This is a genomic window from Mycobacterium bulgaricum, from assembly GCF_041287165.2.
GTDB lineage: Bacteria > Actinomycetota > Actinomycetes > Mycobacteriales > Mycobacteriaceae > Mycobacterium > Mycobacterium bulgaricum.
The window spans coordinates 1,035,689-1,052,501 of sequence record NZ_JBGGKV020000001.1 but is presented as its reverse complement, the minus strand read 5'-3'; the positions used below and the strand labels follow the sequence as shown (position 1 = coordinate 1,052,501).

Annotated in this window: 18 protein-coding genes; 8 read left to right on the top strand and 10 right to left on the bottom strand. The window is 66.9% G+C overall.

The annotated features are described in order from the left end of the window. Window positions 1-5: 5 nt before the first annotated feature. The 5 genes from ACAG24_RS05140 to pdxH form a co-directional block, all read right to left on the bottom strand. Entirely contained in the window at window positions 6-425 is a 420-nt protein-coding gene (locus ACAG24_RS05140; RefSeq protein WP_370471571.1) for a MarR family winged helix-turn-helix transcriptional regulator, read from the bottom strand. Continuing rightward, on the bottom strand, window positions 415-1,845 hold the full coding sequence (locus ACAG24_RS05135) for an MFS transporter (protein ID WP_370471797.1): 1,431 nt from the start codon (window positions 1,843-1,845) through the stop codon (window positions 415-417). Before ACAG24_RS05135 ends, ACAG24_RS05140 begins: the two co-directional genes overlap by 11 nt. A gap of 151 nt (window positions 1,846-1,996) precedes the next feature. Further along, window positions 1,997-3,298 carry a citrate synthase gene (locus tag ACAG24_RS05130; protein ID WP_370471570.1) on the bottom strand — a complete coding sequence of 434 codons (1,302 nt, stop codon included), beginning with the start codon at window positions 3,296-3,298 and terminating at the stop codon, window positions 1,997-1,999. Window positions 3,299-3,408: 110 nt separating this feature from the next. Beyond that, complete coding sequence (locus ACAG24_RS05125) at window positions 3,409-4,053, bottom strand: TetR family transcriptional regulator (RefSeq protein WP_370471569.1); 645 nt, start codon at window positions 4,051-4,053, stop codon at window positions 3,409-3,411. A 142-nt stretch (window positions 4,054-4,195) separates the two neighbouring features. Continuing rightward, on the bottom strand, window positions 4,196-4,852 hold the full coding sequence (gene pdxH, locus ACAG24_RS05120) for a pyridoxamine 5'-phosphate oxidase (protein WP_370471568.1): 657 nt from the start codon (window positions 4,850-4,852) through the stop codon (window positions 4,196-4,198). A 41-nt stretch (window positions 4,853-4,893) separates the two neighbouring features. Between pdxH and ACAG24_RS05115 the strand changes: the two genes are divergently transcribed. Then, entirely contained in the window at window positions 4,894-6,015 is a 1,122-nt protein-coding gene (locus ACAG24_RS05115) for a citrate synthase 2 (protein ID WP_370471567.1), read from the top strand. A gap of 7 nt (window positions 6,016-6,022) precedes the next feature. Further along, entirely contained in the window at window positions 6,023-6,637 is a 615-nt protein-coding gene (locus tag ACAG24_RS05110; protein WP_370471566.1) for a maleylpyruvate isomerase N-terminal domain-containing protein, read from the top strand. A gap of 7 nt (window positions 6,638-6,644) precedes the next feature. On the opposite strand, the gene ACAG24_RS05105 is transcribed toward ACAG24_RS05110, so the two are convergent. Continuing rightward, complete coding sequence (locus ACAG24_RS05105; protein WP_370471565.1) at window positions 6,645-8,348, bottom strand: sugar transferase; 1,704 nt, start codon at window positions 8,346-8,348, stop codon at window positions 6,645-6,647. Between the two features lie 197 nt (window positions 8,349-8,545). Between ACAG24_RS05105 and ACAG24_RS05100 the strand changes: the two genes are divergently transcribed. Then, complete coding sequence (locus ACAG24_RS05100; RefSeq protein ID WP_370471564.1) at window positions 8,546-8,998, top strand: VOC family protein; 453 nt, start codon at window positions 8,546-8,548, stop codon at window positions 8,996-8,998. Window positions 8,999-9,182: 184 nt separating this feature from the next. Further along, a complete protein-coding gene (locus ACAG24_RS05095) occupies window positions 9,183-9,962 on the top strand; it encodes a bestrophin-like domain (RefSeq protein ID WP_370471563.1) in 780 nt (259 codons plus the stop codon). 3 nt (window positions 9,963-9,965) lie between these two features. Here the strand turns inward: ACAG24_RS05095 and ACAG24_RS05090 are convergent, their stop codons facing one another. Continuing rightward, complete coding sequence (locus ACAG24_RS05090) at window positions 9,966-11,627, bottom strand: FAD-dependent oxidoreductase (RefSeq protein WP_370471562.1); 1,662 nt, start codon at window positions 11,625-11,627, stop codon at window positions 9,966-9,968. 13 nt (window positions 11,628-11,640) lie between these two features. Continuing rightward, on the bottom strand, window positions 11,641-12,669 hold the full coding sequence (locus tag ACAG24_RS05085; protein WP_370471561.1) for an AurF N-oxygenase family protein: 1,029 nt from the start codon (window positions 12,667-12,669) through the stop codon (window positions 11,641-11,643). Window positions 12,670-12,873: 204 nt separating this feature from the next. On the opposite strand from ACAG24_RS05085, the gene serC reads away from it, so the two are divergent. Both serC and sepH read left to right on the top strand, forming a co-directional pair. Further along, window positions 12,874-13,989, top strand: a complete 1,116-nt coding sequence (gene serC / locus ACAG24_RS05080) for a phosphoserine transaminase (RefSeq protein WP_370471560.1) — start codon at window positions 12,874-12,876, stop codon at window positions 13,987-13,989. Between the two features lie 90 nt (window positions 13,990-14,079). Then, window positions 14,080-14,889: a septation protein SepH gene (sepH, locus tag ACAG24_RS05075; RefSeq protein WP_370471559.1), complete on the top strand. Its 810-nt coding sequence runs from the start codon at window positions 14,080-14,082 to the stop codon at window positions 14,887-14,889. A 30-nt stretch (window positions 14,890-14,919) separates the two neighbouring features. Here sepH and ACAG24_RS05070 read toward each other — a convergent pair whose 3' ends face one another. Both ACAG24_RS05070 and ACAG24_RS05065 read right to left on the bottom strand, forming a co-directional pair. Then, window positions 14,920-15,195 (bottom strand): DUF2537 domain-containing protein, encoded by a 276-nt coding sequence (locus ACAG24_RS05070; protein ID WP_370471558.1) that lies wholly within the window; start codon window positions 15,193-15,195, stop codon window positions 14,920-14,922. Beyond that, window positions 15,192-16,010: a TrmH family RNA methyltransferase gene (locus ACAG24_RS05065; protein WP_370471557.1), complete on the bottom strand. Its 819-nt coding sequence runs from the start codon at window positions 16,008-16,010 to the stop codon at window positions 15,192-15,194. Before ACAG24_RS05065 ends, ACAG24_RS05070 begins: the two co-directional genes overlap by 4 nt. Window positions 16,011-16,090: 80 nt before the next feature. Here ACAG24_RS05065 and ACAG24_RS05060 point away from each other — a divergent pair, with 80 nt between their 5' ends. Both ACAG24_RS05060 and ACAG24_RS05055 read left to right on the top strand, forming a co-directional pair. Further along, the gene (locus tag ACAG24_RS05060; RefSeq protein ID WP_370471556.1) at window positions 16,091-16,351 is read left to right on the top strand and encodes a DUF2530 domain-containing protein; all 261 of its coding nucleotides are present in this window, start codon (window positions 16,091-16,093) and stop codon (window positions 16,349-16,351) included. Window positions 16,352-16,360: 9 nt separating this feature from the next. Continuing rightward, window positions 16,361-16,813, top strand: a complete 453-nt coding sequence (locus ACAG24_RS05055) for an SRPBCC family protein (protein ID WP_370471555.1) — start codon at window positions 16,361-16,363, stop codon at window positions 16,811-16,813.

The following is a 16,813-nucleotide window of genomic DNA, read 5'->3' as shown; positions in this document are numbered from 1 at the left end:
GAGGCTCAGGAGCCGTCGAGCTTGTCCAGAAGCGTGCGCAGCGTCGCCAGGTCTTCACCTGACAGCGCAGCCAGGCCCTCCGGGGCGGGATCGTGCACGCTGTCGATCGCGGCGACGGTGTCGCGGCCCGCGTCGGTGAGCGACACCACCTTGCACCGGCGGTTCGTCGGGTCGACCTGCCGCACCACCAGCCCACGGTCTTCCAGATCGTTGACCGCGACGGTGGCGGCGGGCGCATCCACGGTGGCGGCCTCGGCGATCTGTTTCACGGTCATCGAGCGTCGGCTCAGCCGCATCAGAATGCGGATCCTGCTGAATGGCAAGCCTGTTCGGTCCACGACGGCCTTCTTCCATCCGTCGCGGTGGTCGTGGACGAAGGCGGCCAGATCGGCCCAGACCTCGTCGGCGCGTGCGCTATCGGACATGGGCTGTTGATCTCGGGGTTCCGGCCACCAGCGGGGCGAGTCGCTCCGCTGAGCGGATCGCTCTGGGCGAGGTCGAAGAGAAGCCGAGCATGACGATCACCACGCCCATGGCCGCGCACACGAACCACAGCGGGCGTGCCGCCGCCGCGAAATCCGCGCCGGCCGCGGCCATCGCGCCACCGGCGATCGAACCGCACAGTGCCACCCCGACACTCACCCCGACCTGACGGCTCGTGGACGTGACCGCCGACGCGGCGCCGGCGCGGTCGAGAGGCATTCCGCTCACCGCAGCATTGGTGACAGGTGCGTTGACCATCGCGAAGCCGATCCCGAACACCGCGAAGACGATCAACAGCTCCCACACCGGGGTGGTGTTCGTCAGGATCGTCAGCATCAACGCGGCCGCGGTGATCAGTACACCGGAGATCACCATCGACGGCCGCGCGCCGAAACGTCCGACCAGCCGTCCCGACAACGGTGAGAAGACCAGTGCGCCGATCGCGATCGGCAGATAGATCAGACCCGTGTGCATCGCGGAGAAGCCGCGCTCCACCTGCAGGTACAGCGACATCATGAACAGGAAGGCGCTCCATGCGGCGAACGCGCTGACCGCGGTCACGGTCGCCGAAGTGAATGGGATGCTGCGGAAGAAGCGCAGATCCACGAACGGATCGACCCGGCGGGACTCGTAGCGCAGGAACAGCGCGAAGGCCAGCACCGCGGCTGTCCCGAAGCCGACGACGCGCGCGTTGGTCCAGCCCAGCACGGGGCCTTCGATGAGCGCGTACACGACACCGAACAGAAAGAGCACGGCCAGCGCCTGCCCGACCGGATCGATGGAGCGCATCGTCGAGGACTTGGATTCGGGGACGAATACCTGCGTCAGCACGATGGCCAGCGCGCAGATCGGCAGGTTGATCCAGAACACCGACCGCCACCCGATCGTTTCGATCAGCAGCCCGCCGACGATGGGCCCGAGTGACATCGAGATGCCGACCACGCCGCCCCAGACCCCGAGGGCCCTGGCGCGCTCCACCTTCCCGGTGAAGATCTGCGAAATGATGGATAGTGCAACGGGATTGAGCATCGAACCCCCGATGCCCTGTAGAAGCCGGGCCCCGATCAGCGCGTCGATGGTCGGAGCGAGGCTGCAGGCCAGGGATCCGACCGCGAAGACCGTGAGCCCGATCTGGAACACCCGCCTGCGGCCGAACCGGTCGCCGGTGGCGCCGGAGAGCATCAGCAGCGAGGCCAGCACCAGGGTGTAGATGTCGACCACCCACTGCAGCTGCGCCGGAGTCGCCGACAGGTCGTCCCGGATCGACGGGATTGCCACATTGACGATGGTTGCGTCCATCGAGACGATGAGCAGGCTCAGGCAGCAGGAGGCCAAGATGATGGCCTTGCGCCTGGGCGTCATCTCAACGGTTGCATTCACACAACTATTGTGAAACTACAACTATCCCCGGAGCAAGTGACGCGAGTGTGACATTCGTTGCGCGCGAGCGCACGCAGACTGACACGCGGAACGGCGCGTCGGCGTGCAGACACGCGCGCTCGCGGTGCCGGAGCTACCGGCTGTCGATGGCGGCGTAGTCGCGCTCGGTGTAGCCGGTGTAGATCTGGCGCGGCCGGCCGATCTTGTTCGGCTCACCGTGCATCTCGCGCCAGTGGGCGATCCAGCCGGGCAGCCGGCCGAGCGCGAACAGCACCGTGAACATCCGCGTCGGGAAGCCCATCGCCCGGTAGATCACGCCGGTGTAGTAGTCGACGTTCGGGTAGAGCTTGCGCTCGACGAAGAAATCGTCGGTCAGCGCGATCTCCTCGAGCTCCTTGGCGATGTCGAGCAGCGGATCCTTGATGCCGATCTTGCCGAGGATCTTGTCGGCCTGCTCCTTGACGATGCGCGCCCGCGGGTCGTAGTTCTTGTAGACGCGGTGTCCGAAGCCCATGAGCTTGACGCCGTCCTCGCGGTTCTTGACCTTCTTGACGAACGTCGCCACGTCGTCGTCGCCCTTCTCGATCTTGGTCAGCATCTCCAGCACCGCCTGGTTGGCGCCGCCGTGCAGCGGGCCCCACAGCGCGTTGATGCCGCCGGAGATCGACGTGAACAGGTTGGCCTGCGAGCTGCCGACCAGGCGCACCGTGGAGGTGGAGCAGTTCTGCTCGTGATCGGCGTGCAGGATGAACAGCATGTCCAGCGCGCGCACGATCTCGGGGTCGACCTCGTAAGGCTCGGCCGGGAAGCCGAACGTCATCCGCAGGAAGTTCTCGACCAGCGTCAGCGAGTTGTCCGGATACAGGAACGGCTGCCCCTCGGACTTCTTGTACGCATACGCCGCGATCGTCGGCAGCTTGGCCAGCAACCGGATCGTCGAGAGCTCCACCTGCTGCGGGTTGAACGGGTCCAGCGAGTCCTGGTAGTAGGCGCTGAGCGCGTTGACCGTGCTGGAGAGCACCGGCATCGGGTGCGCGTCGCGGGGGAAACCGTCGAAGAACCGCTTCAGGTCCTCGTGCAGCAAGGTGTGCCGCTGGATCTGGGTGGTGAACTTCTCCAGCTGCTCGGCGGTCGGCAGCTCGCCGTAGATCAGCAGGTAGCTGACCTCGATGAAGGTCGACTTCTCGGCCAGCTGCTCGATCGGGTAGCCCCGGTACCGCAGAATGCCGGCGTCGCCGTCGATGTAGGTGATCGCGCTCTTCGTCGAGGCCGTGTTGACGAAACCGCCGTCGAACGTCGTGTAGCCGGTCTTGGCCAGCAACGAGCCCAGAGCGATGCCGTCCGAGCCTTCGGTGGCTTGGACGATGTCAAGGTCAAGCTCGCCGCCTGGGTACTTCAGCGTGGCGTGCTGCCCGGCTTCGGCGTTATCGGCCACTGGGTTCCCTTCGGGTTCGTCGGGGGTCAGGTGTCTGACTACAAACTGGAGTTCGCCTACAAAAGGTAGTCCCATTCCAGCAGCGACGCCCGCGGGGGGCGGGTACAGCGTCAGACGGGCTGACCTATACCCGCTATTTCCGCGGCGAACTCGTCGAACGTGTCCTCGAACGCCGCGATGACGTCGTCGACGTCGATGCCCGACACACTGCGCTCGGCAAGGTCGCTCATCGCGGTGATCAGCACCGCACCCCACACCGCGGCCATCAGTTTGACCCTGCGGTCACCGACGTCGGTGCCCATCCGGTCGGCGATGATGACATCGACCTTGCTGGCCCGGTATTCCACGGCCGCCTGCCGCAACGTCGCCGACGTCATCACGATGCGCAGGATCTGCAACATGCGCTCCGAGGTCAGCGCGCCCCCCGACGCGAGCCGGGTGTTGCGCGCCATGCCGACGTACGCGCGGCGCAGCGCCTCGAGATTGCTGATGTCTCGGGGCTGGCACATCAACTCGGACGCGGCGCTGTCGAGCACCTCGTCGATGAGGGCGAGCGCGATGGCGTCCTTCGTCGCGAAATAGCGACTGAACGTGCGGGGTGACACCTCGGCGATGGCGGCGATCTGATCGACGGTGGTGGCGTCGAATCCCTGACTGTCGCAGAGCCCGACGGCCGCATCGATCAAAGTGGCGCGGGTGCGTCGTTTCTTGCGCTCGCGCAAACCGAGGACGGGCTCCCCCCTGAAATCAGCCACGTCCCGAATGCTAACGCGTCACAGGGCATTCCGCGGGCGAAAATGGCACGTTGAGACAATTGTCGAGGCTGGTGATTTGACAGAAATGGTCCCCAATTCAGCGCCCATTTCCGTCGCTTCCGGCGAACTCGGGCAACCGCGACTAGGGCTGCAGACGCTCGATGATCCCGTTCTGCAACCGAATCCTGTTGTGCACCCTGTTCTCCCGGCCCTGCCAGAACTCGACCACCTCGGGCGCGATCAGATAGCCGCCCCAGTGCGGCGGGACCGGTACGTTCTCGACGTCGGCGAACTGCGCGGTGACGTCGGCGAGCTGTTGGCGCAATGCGGCCCGCGACGCGATCGGCCTGCTCTGGCGGGAGGCCCACGCGCCCAGTTGGGAGCCGCGCGGTCGCTTGCTCCAGTAGTCCGCCGTCTCCTCGGGCGACACCTTCGTCACGGCACCGCGGACATGGACCTGGCGGCCGAGCTGATACCACGGGAACGTCGCCGACGCGTACGGCCGGGCGGCCAGCTGCTCACCCTTGTCGGACTCGTAGTTGGTGTAGAACGAGAGCCCCGACTCGTCGACGCTCTTGCACAGCACACTGCGCGTCATCGGTCTGCCGTCGGCATCGACGGTTCCGACCACCATCGCGTTCGGCTCCGGAACGCCCGCTCGCTGCGCCTCGGTCATCCACTGTTCGAGTAGCGCCACCCAGCCGATATCCAGCCAGTCGACGTCGAGATCACGGCTGCCGTCCTTCTCCACCGAGCCGTATTCGACGCGCATCCGCGCGAGGTGATCGGAAGTGCCCACACGCCAGACGCTACGCCGCGGGCAGGTGCGACAATCGGCGCATGACGACTGCGGTGCCGAAGGATTTCGCCCCAGGGTTGGCAGGGGTCGTGGCGTTCGAGACCGAGATCGCCGAGCCCGACAAGGACGGCGGCGCACTGCGCTACCGCGGCGTCGACATCGAAGATCTGGTCGCCCACGGCATCACGTTCGGCGACGTGTGGAGCCTGTTGGTGGACGGCCGGTTCGGCCGCGGCCTTCCCCCGGCCGAGCCGTTCCCGCTACCCATCCACAGCGGCGACGTCCGCGTCGACGTCCAGGCAGGCCTGGCGATGCTGGCTCCGATCTGGGGTTACCCGCCGCTGCTGGACATCGACGACGACACCGCCCGCGATCAGCTCGCCCGCGCCTCGGTGATGGCCCTGTCCTACGTCGCTCAATCCGCGCGCGGCATCTACCAGCCGGCGGTGCCGCAGCGCACTGTCGACGAATGCGACACCGTCACCGCACGATTCATGACGCGGTGGCAGGGCGAGCCCGATCCGCGCCACGTCGAGGCGATCGACGCCTACTGGGTCAGCGCGGCCGAGCACGGCATGAACGCGTCGACCTTCACGGCGCGGGTCATCGCCTCGACCGGCGCCGACGTCGCCGCGGCGCTGTCAGGTGCGATCGGCGCGATGAGCGGCCCGCTGCACGGGGGTGCGCCGGCTCGCGTCATACCGATGATCCAGGAAGCCGAGCAGACCGGCGATGCGCGCGCGGTCGTCAAGGGGATTTTGGACCGCAACGAGAAACTGATGGGGTTCGGGCACCGCGTCTACCGTGCCGAGGATCCCCGCGCCCGCGTACTCCGGGCGACGGCCAAACGACTGGAAGCACCCCGCTACGAAGTGGCCGCGGCGCTGGAACAGGCTGCGCTGACCGAGCTTCGCGAGCGCAGGCCCGACCGGGCGATCGAGACCAACGTCGAGTTCTGGGCCGCCGTCATCCTTGATTTCGCGCAGGTGCCGCCGAAGATGATGCCCGCGATGTTCACGTGCGGCCGTACCGCGGGATGGTGTGCACACATCCTGGAACAGAAGCGCCTCGGCAAGCTGGTCCGGCCGTCGGCGATCTACGCCGGCCCCGAGCCGCGCAGCGCGGAGTCCGTCGAGGGCTGGGACCTGCTGACCCGGAAATAACCAGGCAATGACCACCCGGCACTCCGTCTTCGCTTCTGCGGCATACAGTTTCGCTGCGCTCGTGCGCCGCATTCCGGACTCGGCCTGGGAGGGGCCGGGGCTGGGCGCATGGAGCGTGCGCGACCTCGTCGGCCACACCTCACGCTCGCTGATCACCGTCAGCACGTACCTCAAGACCCCTGCGCAGCGCGAGACCGCCGCCAGCGCCGCCGAGTATTACGCCGCGGTTCGCGAGATCTCCTCGGGCATGGGCGAAGACGCCATCGTGGAACGCGGCAGGCAGGCCGGCCGCGAGCTCGGCGCCGAGCCCGCTGCGGCCGTCGACGCCTTGGTCGCGCAGGTGCTCGCCGACCTGGATTCCGCGGACGACCCGCTGATCGAGGTGATCGGCGGCCTGGGCATGCGGTTGAGCAACTACCTGCCGACGCGCACCTTCGAGATGGCGGTGCACGGTATCGACATCGCGCGCGCCGTCGGGATCGATTTCACCCCACCGGCCGACGTTCTCGCCGACGCCGCGGCGCTGGCGGCGCAGATCGCAGTCACGCTCGGACAGGGCACACCGGTACTGCTGGCGCTGACCGGGCGCGCGGAGCTTCCGCTCGGCTTCTCGGTCGTCTGACCCCTGCTCACACAGACGGATTCAGCGGCGCCGGCGAGCCCGCCGCCATGTTCGCGGCGTCGATGTCGATGCGTTCCAGCAGAATCGGTTGGCATCCCGAACCTCGGTCCGTCGCTCGTCGGCGGGGCAGTCGCGTGACGGCCTGCCGGAGAAGCTCGACGCTGCGTGCCCGCCTTGCCGCGGTCGCCGAAGCAGGTGACATGTCTGCCGCCGCCGACGTCGGCACAGGGGGTCGGAGTTTCTCGCTCGGGCGCAGTACGGCGGGCACTGTCATGAGCAGGATTTGCAAGTCGAGGCCCAGCGACCAGTTCTCGACATAGAAGTTGTCCCACTCGGCACGGTCGGCGATGGAGGTCTGGCCGCGCAATCCGTGCACCTGGGCCCATCCGGTCATACCCGCCTTGACCCGGTGCCGTTCTCCGTAGCGTCGGATCTGGCTGTTGAAGATCTCGACGAACTCCGGCCGCTCGGGTCGAGGTCCCACCAAGCTCATTTCGCCCCTGAGGACATTGAGCAGTTGCGGTAGTTCATCGAGAGAAGTGGTTCGCAGCAGCTTGCCGATCCAGGTGCGCCGATCGACGCCCTCCACCCCACCGGGGGCGACGCCGTCGCCCAGGACGAAATCGGCATCAGATTGGCGGGGCGGGCGCATCGAACGAAACTTCAAGCAGTCGAACACGATTCCGTCGCGTCCGATCCTGGGTTGACGAAAGAAGACCGATCCCTGCGAAGAAGCTCTGACGGCGGCCATGAGGAAGACGAACAGAGGCGAAATGGCCGTCAGGATCGCGGCGGCAAGAACGCGATCGACGATGTGCTTGGCCGCGAACTGCCAACTGGTGGGGCTGATGTTGGACAACGTCATCACCGGCATCCCTCCCACGCAGTCCATCCGCGCGCGCTGGCCCACCGTGTCGAACATCCTCGGAACGACCCACACCGTGAGTCCGGCCAACCGTGCCGCCCTGATCGCCGGAACCAGGTCTTCGTCGCGGGCTTGCGAGAACGCCACGACGACGGCCTCGGCCCGCGTGTTCCGGATCGCGTCGTCCATCGTCGCCGGCGTCCCCAACGCCGGAATGGGGCAATCCTGGCCGCCCGCGCCGGTCCACGGCGCATCGTTGTCTATCAGGCCGACCGGCAAGATCCCGAACTGCGGGTTGTCGATGAACCTCTTGGCCAGGTGACAGGCAATCGCCCCATTGCCGAGGATGAGCGTCGGCGATTGCAGGTGGGAGTGCCGACGCAGGGACCGCTTCACCAGGATCGACGCAATCCTGCCGACGGGTAGGAACGCTGCGGTGGTGAGCCACACCCTGGTGATGGTGTCGCTCAGGCTCCCCGGGACTCCGGTCAGCACCATTCCGGCCAGCAGCAACATCGCCGCCAGCGCTGCCGTCGTCTGAACCGCCATGAACTCGCCGACGAGCGTGTGGTGCAGTTTGCGGCGGTAGGTCGACCGTGCCGCAAAGATGACGAGCACCATCGGCGTGTAGCAGGCCATCATCCACATCGGCGGCATCGGGAAGCCCCGCTCGTAGGCCCAGATCAACCCCACCACGGAGGCCAGGCATGCCGAGGCCAGGTCCGCCGAGAACTTGATCAGCAGGCCCAGAGACCCTCGTGCCACCGGCCGCGGACTCACCGCGTCGTGGATGTCGGCGGCCAGCGACGCCGTTGGCCATTCGCTGCCAGCGCTGTGGATGGCCATCTATGCCGCCTCTCCGGCCTGCCCCATAGACGGAAAGCCGCAGTTCGAGGTGAAATTGCCGATAATTTGACGGCCTTTTTAATAAGTCGGCACTGTGTAGCCCACGGGCGCGACAGCTAAACCTCACGCCGCTCCGATGAGTTTCCGCGCGACGGTGGGTCTGAACCCACGTCACACCCCTACCGTGAGGAGCCCTGATGGCGATCGACAACACCCCCATGCTCGTCCCGCACCTCGTCGTCGACGACGCTGCGGCCGCACTCGACTTCTACGCCAGAGCGTTCGACGCCGTGGAGATGGTTCGCCTGCCCGGACCCGGCGGAAAACTCATGCACGCCGCCTTCCAGATCAACGGCGCCATGCTGTTCCTCAACGACGACTTCCCCGAATTCAACGACGGCAAGTCCAGCACGCCGACCGCACTGGGTGGCTCTGCGGTGACCATCCACCTGCACGGCCCCGACGTCGAGGGGCGTTTCCAGCGCGCGCTCGATGCCGGCGCGACCGTGGTGAATCCGCTCGAGGATCAGTTCTGGGGCGACCGCTACGGCGTGGTGCGCGATCCGTTCGGGCACCAGTGGTCGTTGGCGGAGACCGTCAAAGAGGTCGACATGGACAAGGTGCTCGCCGAGATGGGCAATCCGGCGTAGGCGAACGGTCGAACGTGGGCCCCGTGCACGTGAGATCTCGAATGTGCGTGCAGGAGGCCCACGCTCGGCACTGCGAGACAGATAACGAATTGCCGGTGTGTTCATCGCGCCGCGACATGCCTCGACGGCGATAATTGCCCGGTTGCGCCCCGACCGCGGGCACCAGATGCGAGGTGTGTGATCTGTGCTCTGGCTATTGCAGATTCCTGCGCCGATCCTCGGCTTCCTCTGGGTCGCGCTCTTCGTCGGCATCTCCGTGGGCGGTCTGGTCCTGTTCCGCAAAGTGGTGTCGCACACCAGATTTGAGGGCTCCAACGCGGTGTCCGGCTCGGTGTTCCAACTCGCAGGCGTCCTCTACGCCGTGCTCGTCGCGTTCCTGGTCGTCGTTGTGTGGGAGCAGTTCGGCGACGCCGAGGACGCCAGCGGCCTGGAAGCGGCGGCCATCGGCGACCTTCTCCGGGACTCCCAGGCGCTGCCCGCGGAGTCGCAGAGCCTGATCCAGCAGAGTCTGCTCGCCTACACCAAGAACGTCGTCGACGACGAGTTCCCCCGCATGCAGCGCGGCGAGAGGATCGAAGACCAGAGCGACGAGCTGTACGCGGTCTGGGAGAGCTATCTCAAGGTCCAGCCCGAAACCCGCAACGAGATCGCGTTCTTCGATCACGCGATCGGTCGGCTCAACGACCTGAGCGCCGACCGGAAGATGCGGGTGTCCACCGCGGACGCGTCGATCCCGGCTCCCCTGTGGATCCTGCTGCTGGGCGGCGGCGGTGTGGTCATGGGTTTCACATTTCTGTTCGGCACCCGGGACCTCTTCGTGCACGCGCTCGCAGTCGGCCTCACCTCGGCTCTGCTGGCGTTCGTGATGTACCTGATCTTCCTTCTCGAACACCCGTACGTCGGCGAGCTGTCCGTGCAACCCACGCCGTACGTCAACGTGATGAAGGCCTGGGAGCAGGAGTAGGCGTCAGCGGCGGAGGCCGGCCAGCAGTCGCTGATGCAGTGGCGGCGCGGGAGCCGTTGCCGCGGCCTCGCGCATCGCGGTGATCGACGTGAACTTGTCGCGAGGCCGCATCCCGCCCCCACGCGCCACCTCGGCGACGTCGATCGCCTTCCACCCCGCCGCGTCGATGACGGCAGGCTGCCTGCCCCGCACGAAACGGTCGAAGGCGGAGGGTTTCTGCACGGGGCCGGTCAGCAGGCCGTTGTTGTAATCGGCGACCAGATTGTGGACCGTTTCGGCGGCACACGATTTGTTGGTGCCGATGAAGCCGGTCGGCCCGCGCTTGATCCACCCGGCCACGTAGCTTCCGGGGGTGTCTGCCACCCTGCCGCCCTCGTTGGGTACGACCGCTGCGTCGTCGTCGAACGGAAGACCCCGAATAGGTTTGCCGCGATAGCCGATCGACGTCAGCACCAGGCCTGCCGGCATCTCCGCGCGGTCCTCGGTTCCGGTGAGCGTGAACTCCACGCCGGTGGCCCTGTCATCACCCAGGATCCGCTCGGGCGTCAGCCCGTAAGCGAGTCGGATGCGGGGTCGGGTGATCGGCGCCGTGGCATCCCCGAGCTTGGCCAGGATCTCCAGCTTGTTGCGGGTGAGGGCGTCGGTTTCCCCTGCGAGGTCGGCGAGCACACGCTGGTGGTCGACCGGATCGAGGACAACCTCGCAGGCGGACGTCAGCCCGATCAGTTCGGGCAGTGTGAACGCCGACGCGGCCGGGCCGCGCCGAGCGGCGATCACCACTTCCTGCACCCCCGATTCGCGCAGGGCGGCCAGCGCGTGGTCGGCGATGTCGGTGCGCGCCAGGACATCGGGGTCGGTCGTCAGGATCCGCGCGACGTCCAGTGCCACATTGCCGTTGCCGATGACCACGACGCGCTCACAGCCCAGATCGACCGGCAGGTCGCTGAATTCGGGATGGCCGTTGTACCACGCGACCACCTCGGTCGCGGTGGCCGTGCCGGCCAGATCGATGCCGTCGACGTCGAGGCGGCGATCATTCGGAGCGCCCACCGCGTAGAGCACCGCGTGGTGATGAGCGAGGAGCTCGTCGTGCGTCAGGTCCGAACCGACGTCGACATTGAGGTAGAAGGTGAAGCCCGGCCGGGCGGCGATCTTGTCGAAGAGCCGCGTGACGGCCTTCGTCTTCTGATGGTCCGGTGCGACACCGGCGCGGACCAGACCGTACGGCGTCGGCAGCTTCTCGAATACGTTCACCCGCACGTTCTGCTGGGTCAGCAGCTCGTCGGCGGCATACATCGCCGCCGGGCCCGAACCGACGATCGCGACCGTCAACGGCCCGCCGCGCTGAGCGTGCACGACCGGAGCCTCGAGCACCGGCGCCAGCTTCGACGTCGGCGGCAGCTTGCCCTCCCGCTTCGGGTAGAACGCCGCGTTGAGTTCGACGAACGGCAACTGCTCGGGATCGAGCTTCGTGTCGGGCGAGATCGCTCCGACCGGGCAGGCCGACACACACGCGCCGCAGTCGACGCACGCGACGGGATCGATGTAGAGCATCTCGGCGGTCGCAAAGCCCGGCTCGTCCGGCGACGGGTGGATGCAATTCACCGGGCACGCGTAGACACACGACCCGTCGCTGCAGCACGACTGGGTGATGACGTGAGGCATCGCTGCGTATCCGTTAGGCGACCGGCGCGAGATGCTGGCGGGCGGGCTCGCTGCGATAGCGGCTGGGCGTTCCGCTGATCCGGCAGATGCGCCACATCAGCTTGGCGACCGGGTTCATCAGGCCGGTGTCCTGACAGAGCATGCGGACGTCGCCGAACATGTCGCGCAACATCTTTCGCGACTCGGGCGATTTGAAGAAGATCTCCTTGCGGACCGACCGCGGGATGTCGAATTCCTTCCAGAACGCACGCGGCGGCACGATGATCGCCGAGCACAGCACACGCATGACGACCGGCACGTAAAGCGACAACCAGAACCGCTTCAGACGAGGCAGGTGCGGCACGCGCTTACGCAAGTATTCGTGTGCGAACGAGATGTGGCGTGCTTCCTCGGCCACGTGAATGGCCATCACCCGCTCCATGATCGGATGCAGCGACTTGCCTTCGCGGAGCACGTTCTTCTGCGTATGGTCGATCGGTTCTTCGCCGGCGAGGATGCCGAACCAGAACGGGATGGGCAGCGGGCCGGCGACCAACGGGATGGCGGGCTGTATCCACTTGAGCAGTTTCGGCATGCCGGGCACGTCGGCGCCGATGTGATTCACCATCTCCTGGAACATCAGGGTGTGGTTGCACTCTTCGACGGCCTCGTGCAGGCAGTAGCGGTATTCCGCGGAGCCGTTGGGCGTCCAGAAGGCGTACTCCATGAGGCCGCGGATCAGGATCGACTCGAAGTGGAGTCCGACCTTCGCGACGTTGGCCTGGCGCCACATGCCGATCTCGATCTGCCGCTCGACAGACTGCGATTTGTACCAGTCGTGCTGACCGATCGGGTCCGTCGCCGGCAGGATCCATCGCTCGTCGTTGGGGATCACCTTGAACTCGGGCGAATCCCAGTCGATGTCGGTGTAGGGGTTGAAGTTACGCCGCACCGAGCCTTCGGACAGCGTCATCAGCTTGTCCACGTACTCGACGTCATCAGAAACGTCCATGTTCTTGCGCCAGCGGCGGATCATGCGCGTCTTGGCTTCTTTGACAGCCATTGCAGCCTCCTGTTGAGCTTTACATTCGTCTGCGCTCTGTACAGGAACAGTACCCACGGTCCCAGGAATTAACCAGGGCCTTTCCGCAGTTGTGCGATACCGGGGTTATCCGCGTCACATGTGATCCAAACCACTTCTGTGCGCGCCGCAGACCGGCGAAGGGGCCACGCTCGACGGCCCCATCTGCAGAACTACGCTTGGGCCATGGCCGAGAACCTGACCATCCCCGCCGACCTCAAGCCCGCCGACGGACGATTCGGCTGCGGGCCGTCCAAGGTTCGGCCGGAACAGCTGCAGGCACTGGCTGCCGCGGGCGACCTGTTCGGCACATCGCATCGTCAGGCGCCGGTGAAGAACCTCGTCGGCAGGGTGCGCGACGGCCTGCGGCAGCTCTTCTCCCTGCCCGACGGTTACGAGGTGATCCTCGGTAACGGCGGGTCGACCGCGTTCTGGGACGCCGCCGCATTCGGCCTGATCGACCAGCGCTCACTGCACCTGACCTACGGCGAATTCAGCTCGAAGTTCGCCTCGGCCGTCGCGAAGAACCCGTTCGTCGGCGACCCCATCGTCATCCAGGCCGATGCGGGCAGCGCTCCGCAGCCGCAGTCCGACCCGTCGGTCGACCTGATCGCCTGGGCGCACAACGAGACGTCGACGGGCGTCGCCGTGCCGGTCGTGCGGCCCGAGGGATCCGGCGACGCGCTGATCGCGATCGACGCCACGTCGGCCGCGGGCGGACTGCCCGTCGACATCACGGAGGTCGACACCTACTACTTCGCGCCGCAGAAGAACTTCGCAGGCGACGGCGGGCTGTGGATCGCGATCATGTCCCCCAGCGCACTCGCGCGCGTCGAGGCGATCGCCTCCGCAGGCCGGTGGGTGCCGGAGTTCCTGTCCCTGCCCATCGCGATCGACAACAGCGTGAAGAACCAGACGTACAACACCCCCGCGATCGCCACGCTGATCCTGCTCGCCGAGCAGCTCGACTGGCTCAACGGCAACGGCGGGCTGGACTGGGCCGTCAAGCGCACCGCCGACTCGTCGCAGCGCCTGTACTCGTGGGCGGAGGCGGCGTCGTTCGCCACCCCGTTCGTCAGCGACCCGCAGCTGCGCTCGCAGGTCGTCGGAACTGTCGACTTCTCCGATGACGTCGACGCCGCCGCCGTGGCCAAGATCCTGCGCGCGAACGGCATCGTCGACACCGAGCCCTACCGCAAGCTGGGCCGCAACCAGCTGCGCGTCGGTATGTTCCCCGCGGTGGATCCCGAGGACGTGAGCGCGTTGACGGCGTGCGTCGACTATGTCGTGCAGCGGCTCTGACGGCCTACCGCGTGTCACCCCGGTTACGGACTTATAACGCAGTAGGGTGACCTGATTATCGGGCATGGCGTCAGCCCGGAGGAGGTCGCAATGAGGGAGCTCAGGGTCGTCGGATTGGACATCGACGGCAAACGCATCATCTGCGAGACCGGCGACTCCGGCGAGAAGTTCGTCCTCCGGTCAGACGACCGGCTCAAGGCCGCCGTGCGCGGCGACAAGGCCGGATCCAATCAAACCGCGATCGATGTCGAGGTCCCAATCATGCTGCGCCCGAGAGAGATCCAGTCGAAGATCCGCGCAGGCGCATCTGTCGAGCAGGTTGCGTCGGCTGCGGGCGTCGACATCGGACGGGTCGAGCGCTTCGCCCATCCCGTGCTGCTGGAGCGGGCTCGCGCCGCCGAGCTGGCGACCGCGGCGCACCCGGTGCTCGCCGACGGCCCGTCGGTGCTCACGCTGCTGGAGACCGTCACGTCGGCCCTGATCGCGCGGGGTCTCGATCCCGAAGGCACCGACTGGGACGCCTGGCGCAACGAGGACGGACGCTGGACGGTTCAGCTGGCCTGGAAAGCCGGACTGTCGGACAACGTCGCCCACTTCCGGTATGCGCCGGGCGCGCACGGTGGCACCGTCACCGCGTTCGACGAGGCCGCGGCGGAGCTGATCGACCCGAATTACTCACGGCCACCGCTTCGCCCGTTGGCTCCCGTTGCGCAACTGGCACTCGAAGAGCCCGAACCCGCGCCGGTCCCCGAGCCCAAGCCCGAACCCGAACCCCAACCGGTCGCCGAGACCCCCGCGCCTGCTGCGGCCGCGCCGGCGCCGCGGTCGCGCAAGGGCCGTCCCGCCGTACCGGCGTGGGAGGACGTGCTGCTGGGCGTGCGTTCCAGCGGCCAGCGCTGACCCTCGACCTGACCGCGCTGCCGATGTGAGTCAGACGGTGCCTGTGCCGGCCAGGGCCAGCAGCGCGATCCAGGCCGCAGCCACGCCGACACCCGCACCGAGCACGAACCAGCGCCACACCGGAACTTTGCGCCAGCCCCACACGGTAGGCGCAAGTCCGCCGACTGCAACGAGATTCAGCCCCGCGGCGAGCAACGGATGCACCCGGATCAGCCCGATGCTGAGAACCACGACGGCCGCGGCTATCACCACTGCAACGAACGCCGCCACCGTCAGACCGGTGGCCCACGGCGTCTCGTCGTTCACCCGCCGAGCCTATCCCGCTCGTAGAACGCCAGCGCCGCGGCGGTGGCGACGTTGAGGGAGTCGGTGCCCCGCGACATCGGAATCCGCACGCGCACATCGCTGGACCGCATCGTGTGCTCCTTCAGGCCCGGCCCCTCGGCCCCGACGAGGATGGCGACCCGCTGTTCCGCCAACTGCGCCATGGCCTCGGCCAAGGTCTGAGCCGCAGGATCGGGTGTCATCGCCAGCAGGCGGAAGCCATTGTCCCGCAACACCTTCAGGTCCTGCGGCCACTCCCGGGCCTTCGCGAAGGGAACAAGCAGTGCGTGGCCCATGGACACCCGCACAGCGCGACGGTAGAGCGGGTCGGCACAACCGCTGCCGAACACCACCGCGTCGACGCCGAGCCCGGCAGCGTTGCGGAACACCGACCCCAGGTTCTCGTGGTCGTTGACACCCTCGAGCACCGCGACGGTGCGTGCGCCGTCGAGCACCTGCGACACGGTGAGTTCGGCGGCGCGCGACGCCGACGCCAGCACACCCCTGTTGAGATGGAACCCGACGGCCTCGGCCATGACGTCGGCGTTCACCCGGTAGAACGGCGCCGCCAGCCCGTCGAGGTCGGCGCCCAGCTCGGCCAGCCGCCGGTCGGTGCCCAACAGCGCCCGTGGTACGAATCGCGACGCGATCATGCGCTGCACGACCAACACGCCCTCCGCGATCACCAGCCCCTTACCGCTCGGCAGGTCCGGCCTGCGGTCCACGCTGTTGAGGTCACGGAAGTCGTCGAGCCGTGGATCGGCCGGGTCGTCCACGTCGATGACGCACGCACTCATGCGAATTCGAGGCGTCCGACGGCATGCACAGCGGTAGACACTACTCACCGGCCCGCCGCGGTCGTTTAGGTTGGGACGCGATGGAATCAGATGCGAAGGACACCGAACCGCAGCCGCCCCCGCTGCCCCCGGCGCTGCTCGCGCCGGTTCCCGTCATCGTCGCCATCACCTGCGCCTGGGTGATCGCGGCGGTGCTCGCGTTCACCGTGCCCGCCCTGCACGACTGGCGGCCCATCGCCGTGGCGGGCCTTGGCGTCGGAGTTCTTGGCACATCGATCTTTCTGTGGCAACGTCACTCCGCGCGCCGCGGAGACCGCGGTGCCCAACGTGGTTTGACGTAGGGAGAAGTCATGGCAGCGCCGATTCTGCAGGCCGAGGTCGACATCAACGCCCCCGTGCCGAAGGTCTGGAACCTGGTGTCCGACTTGAGCAAGATGCCGCAGTGGAGCCCGCAGTGCCGCCTGATGAAGCCGATCGGTGCCCTGCGTCCGGGTGCCCGCACCGTCAACGTCAACCGTCGCGGTCTGCTGGTCTGGCCCACGACCTGCCGCATCACCGAATTCATCCCGGAGAAGAAACTGGCGTTCCGCGTCAACGAGAACAACACCATCTGGAGCTACGAACTGGAGCCGACGGAGGCGGGCACGCGACTCGTCGAGACGCGTCGCGCCGAGAACGGCACCACTGCGGTGTCGAACTTCCTGGTCGGGAAGTTCATGGGCGGCGTGCCCAGCTTCGAGGACGAACTCATCGAAGGCATGAACCTGTCGCTGCAGCGAATCAAGGCGGCCGCCGAGAACTGA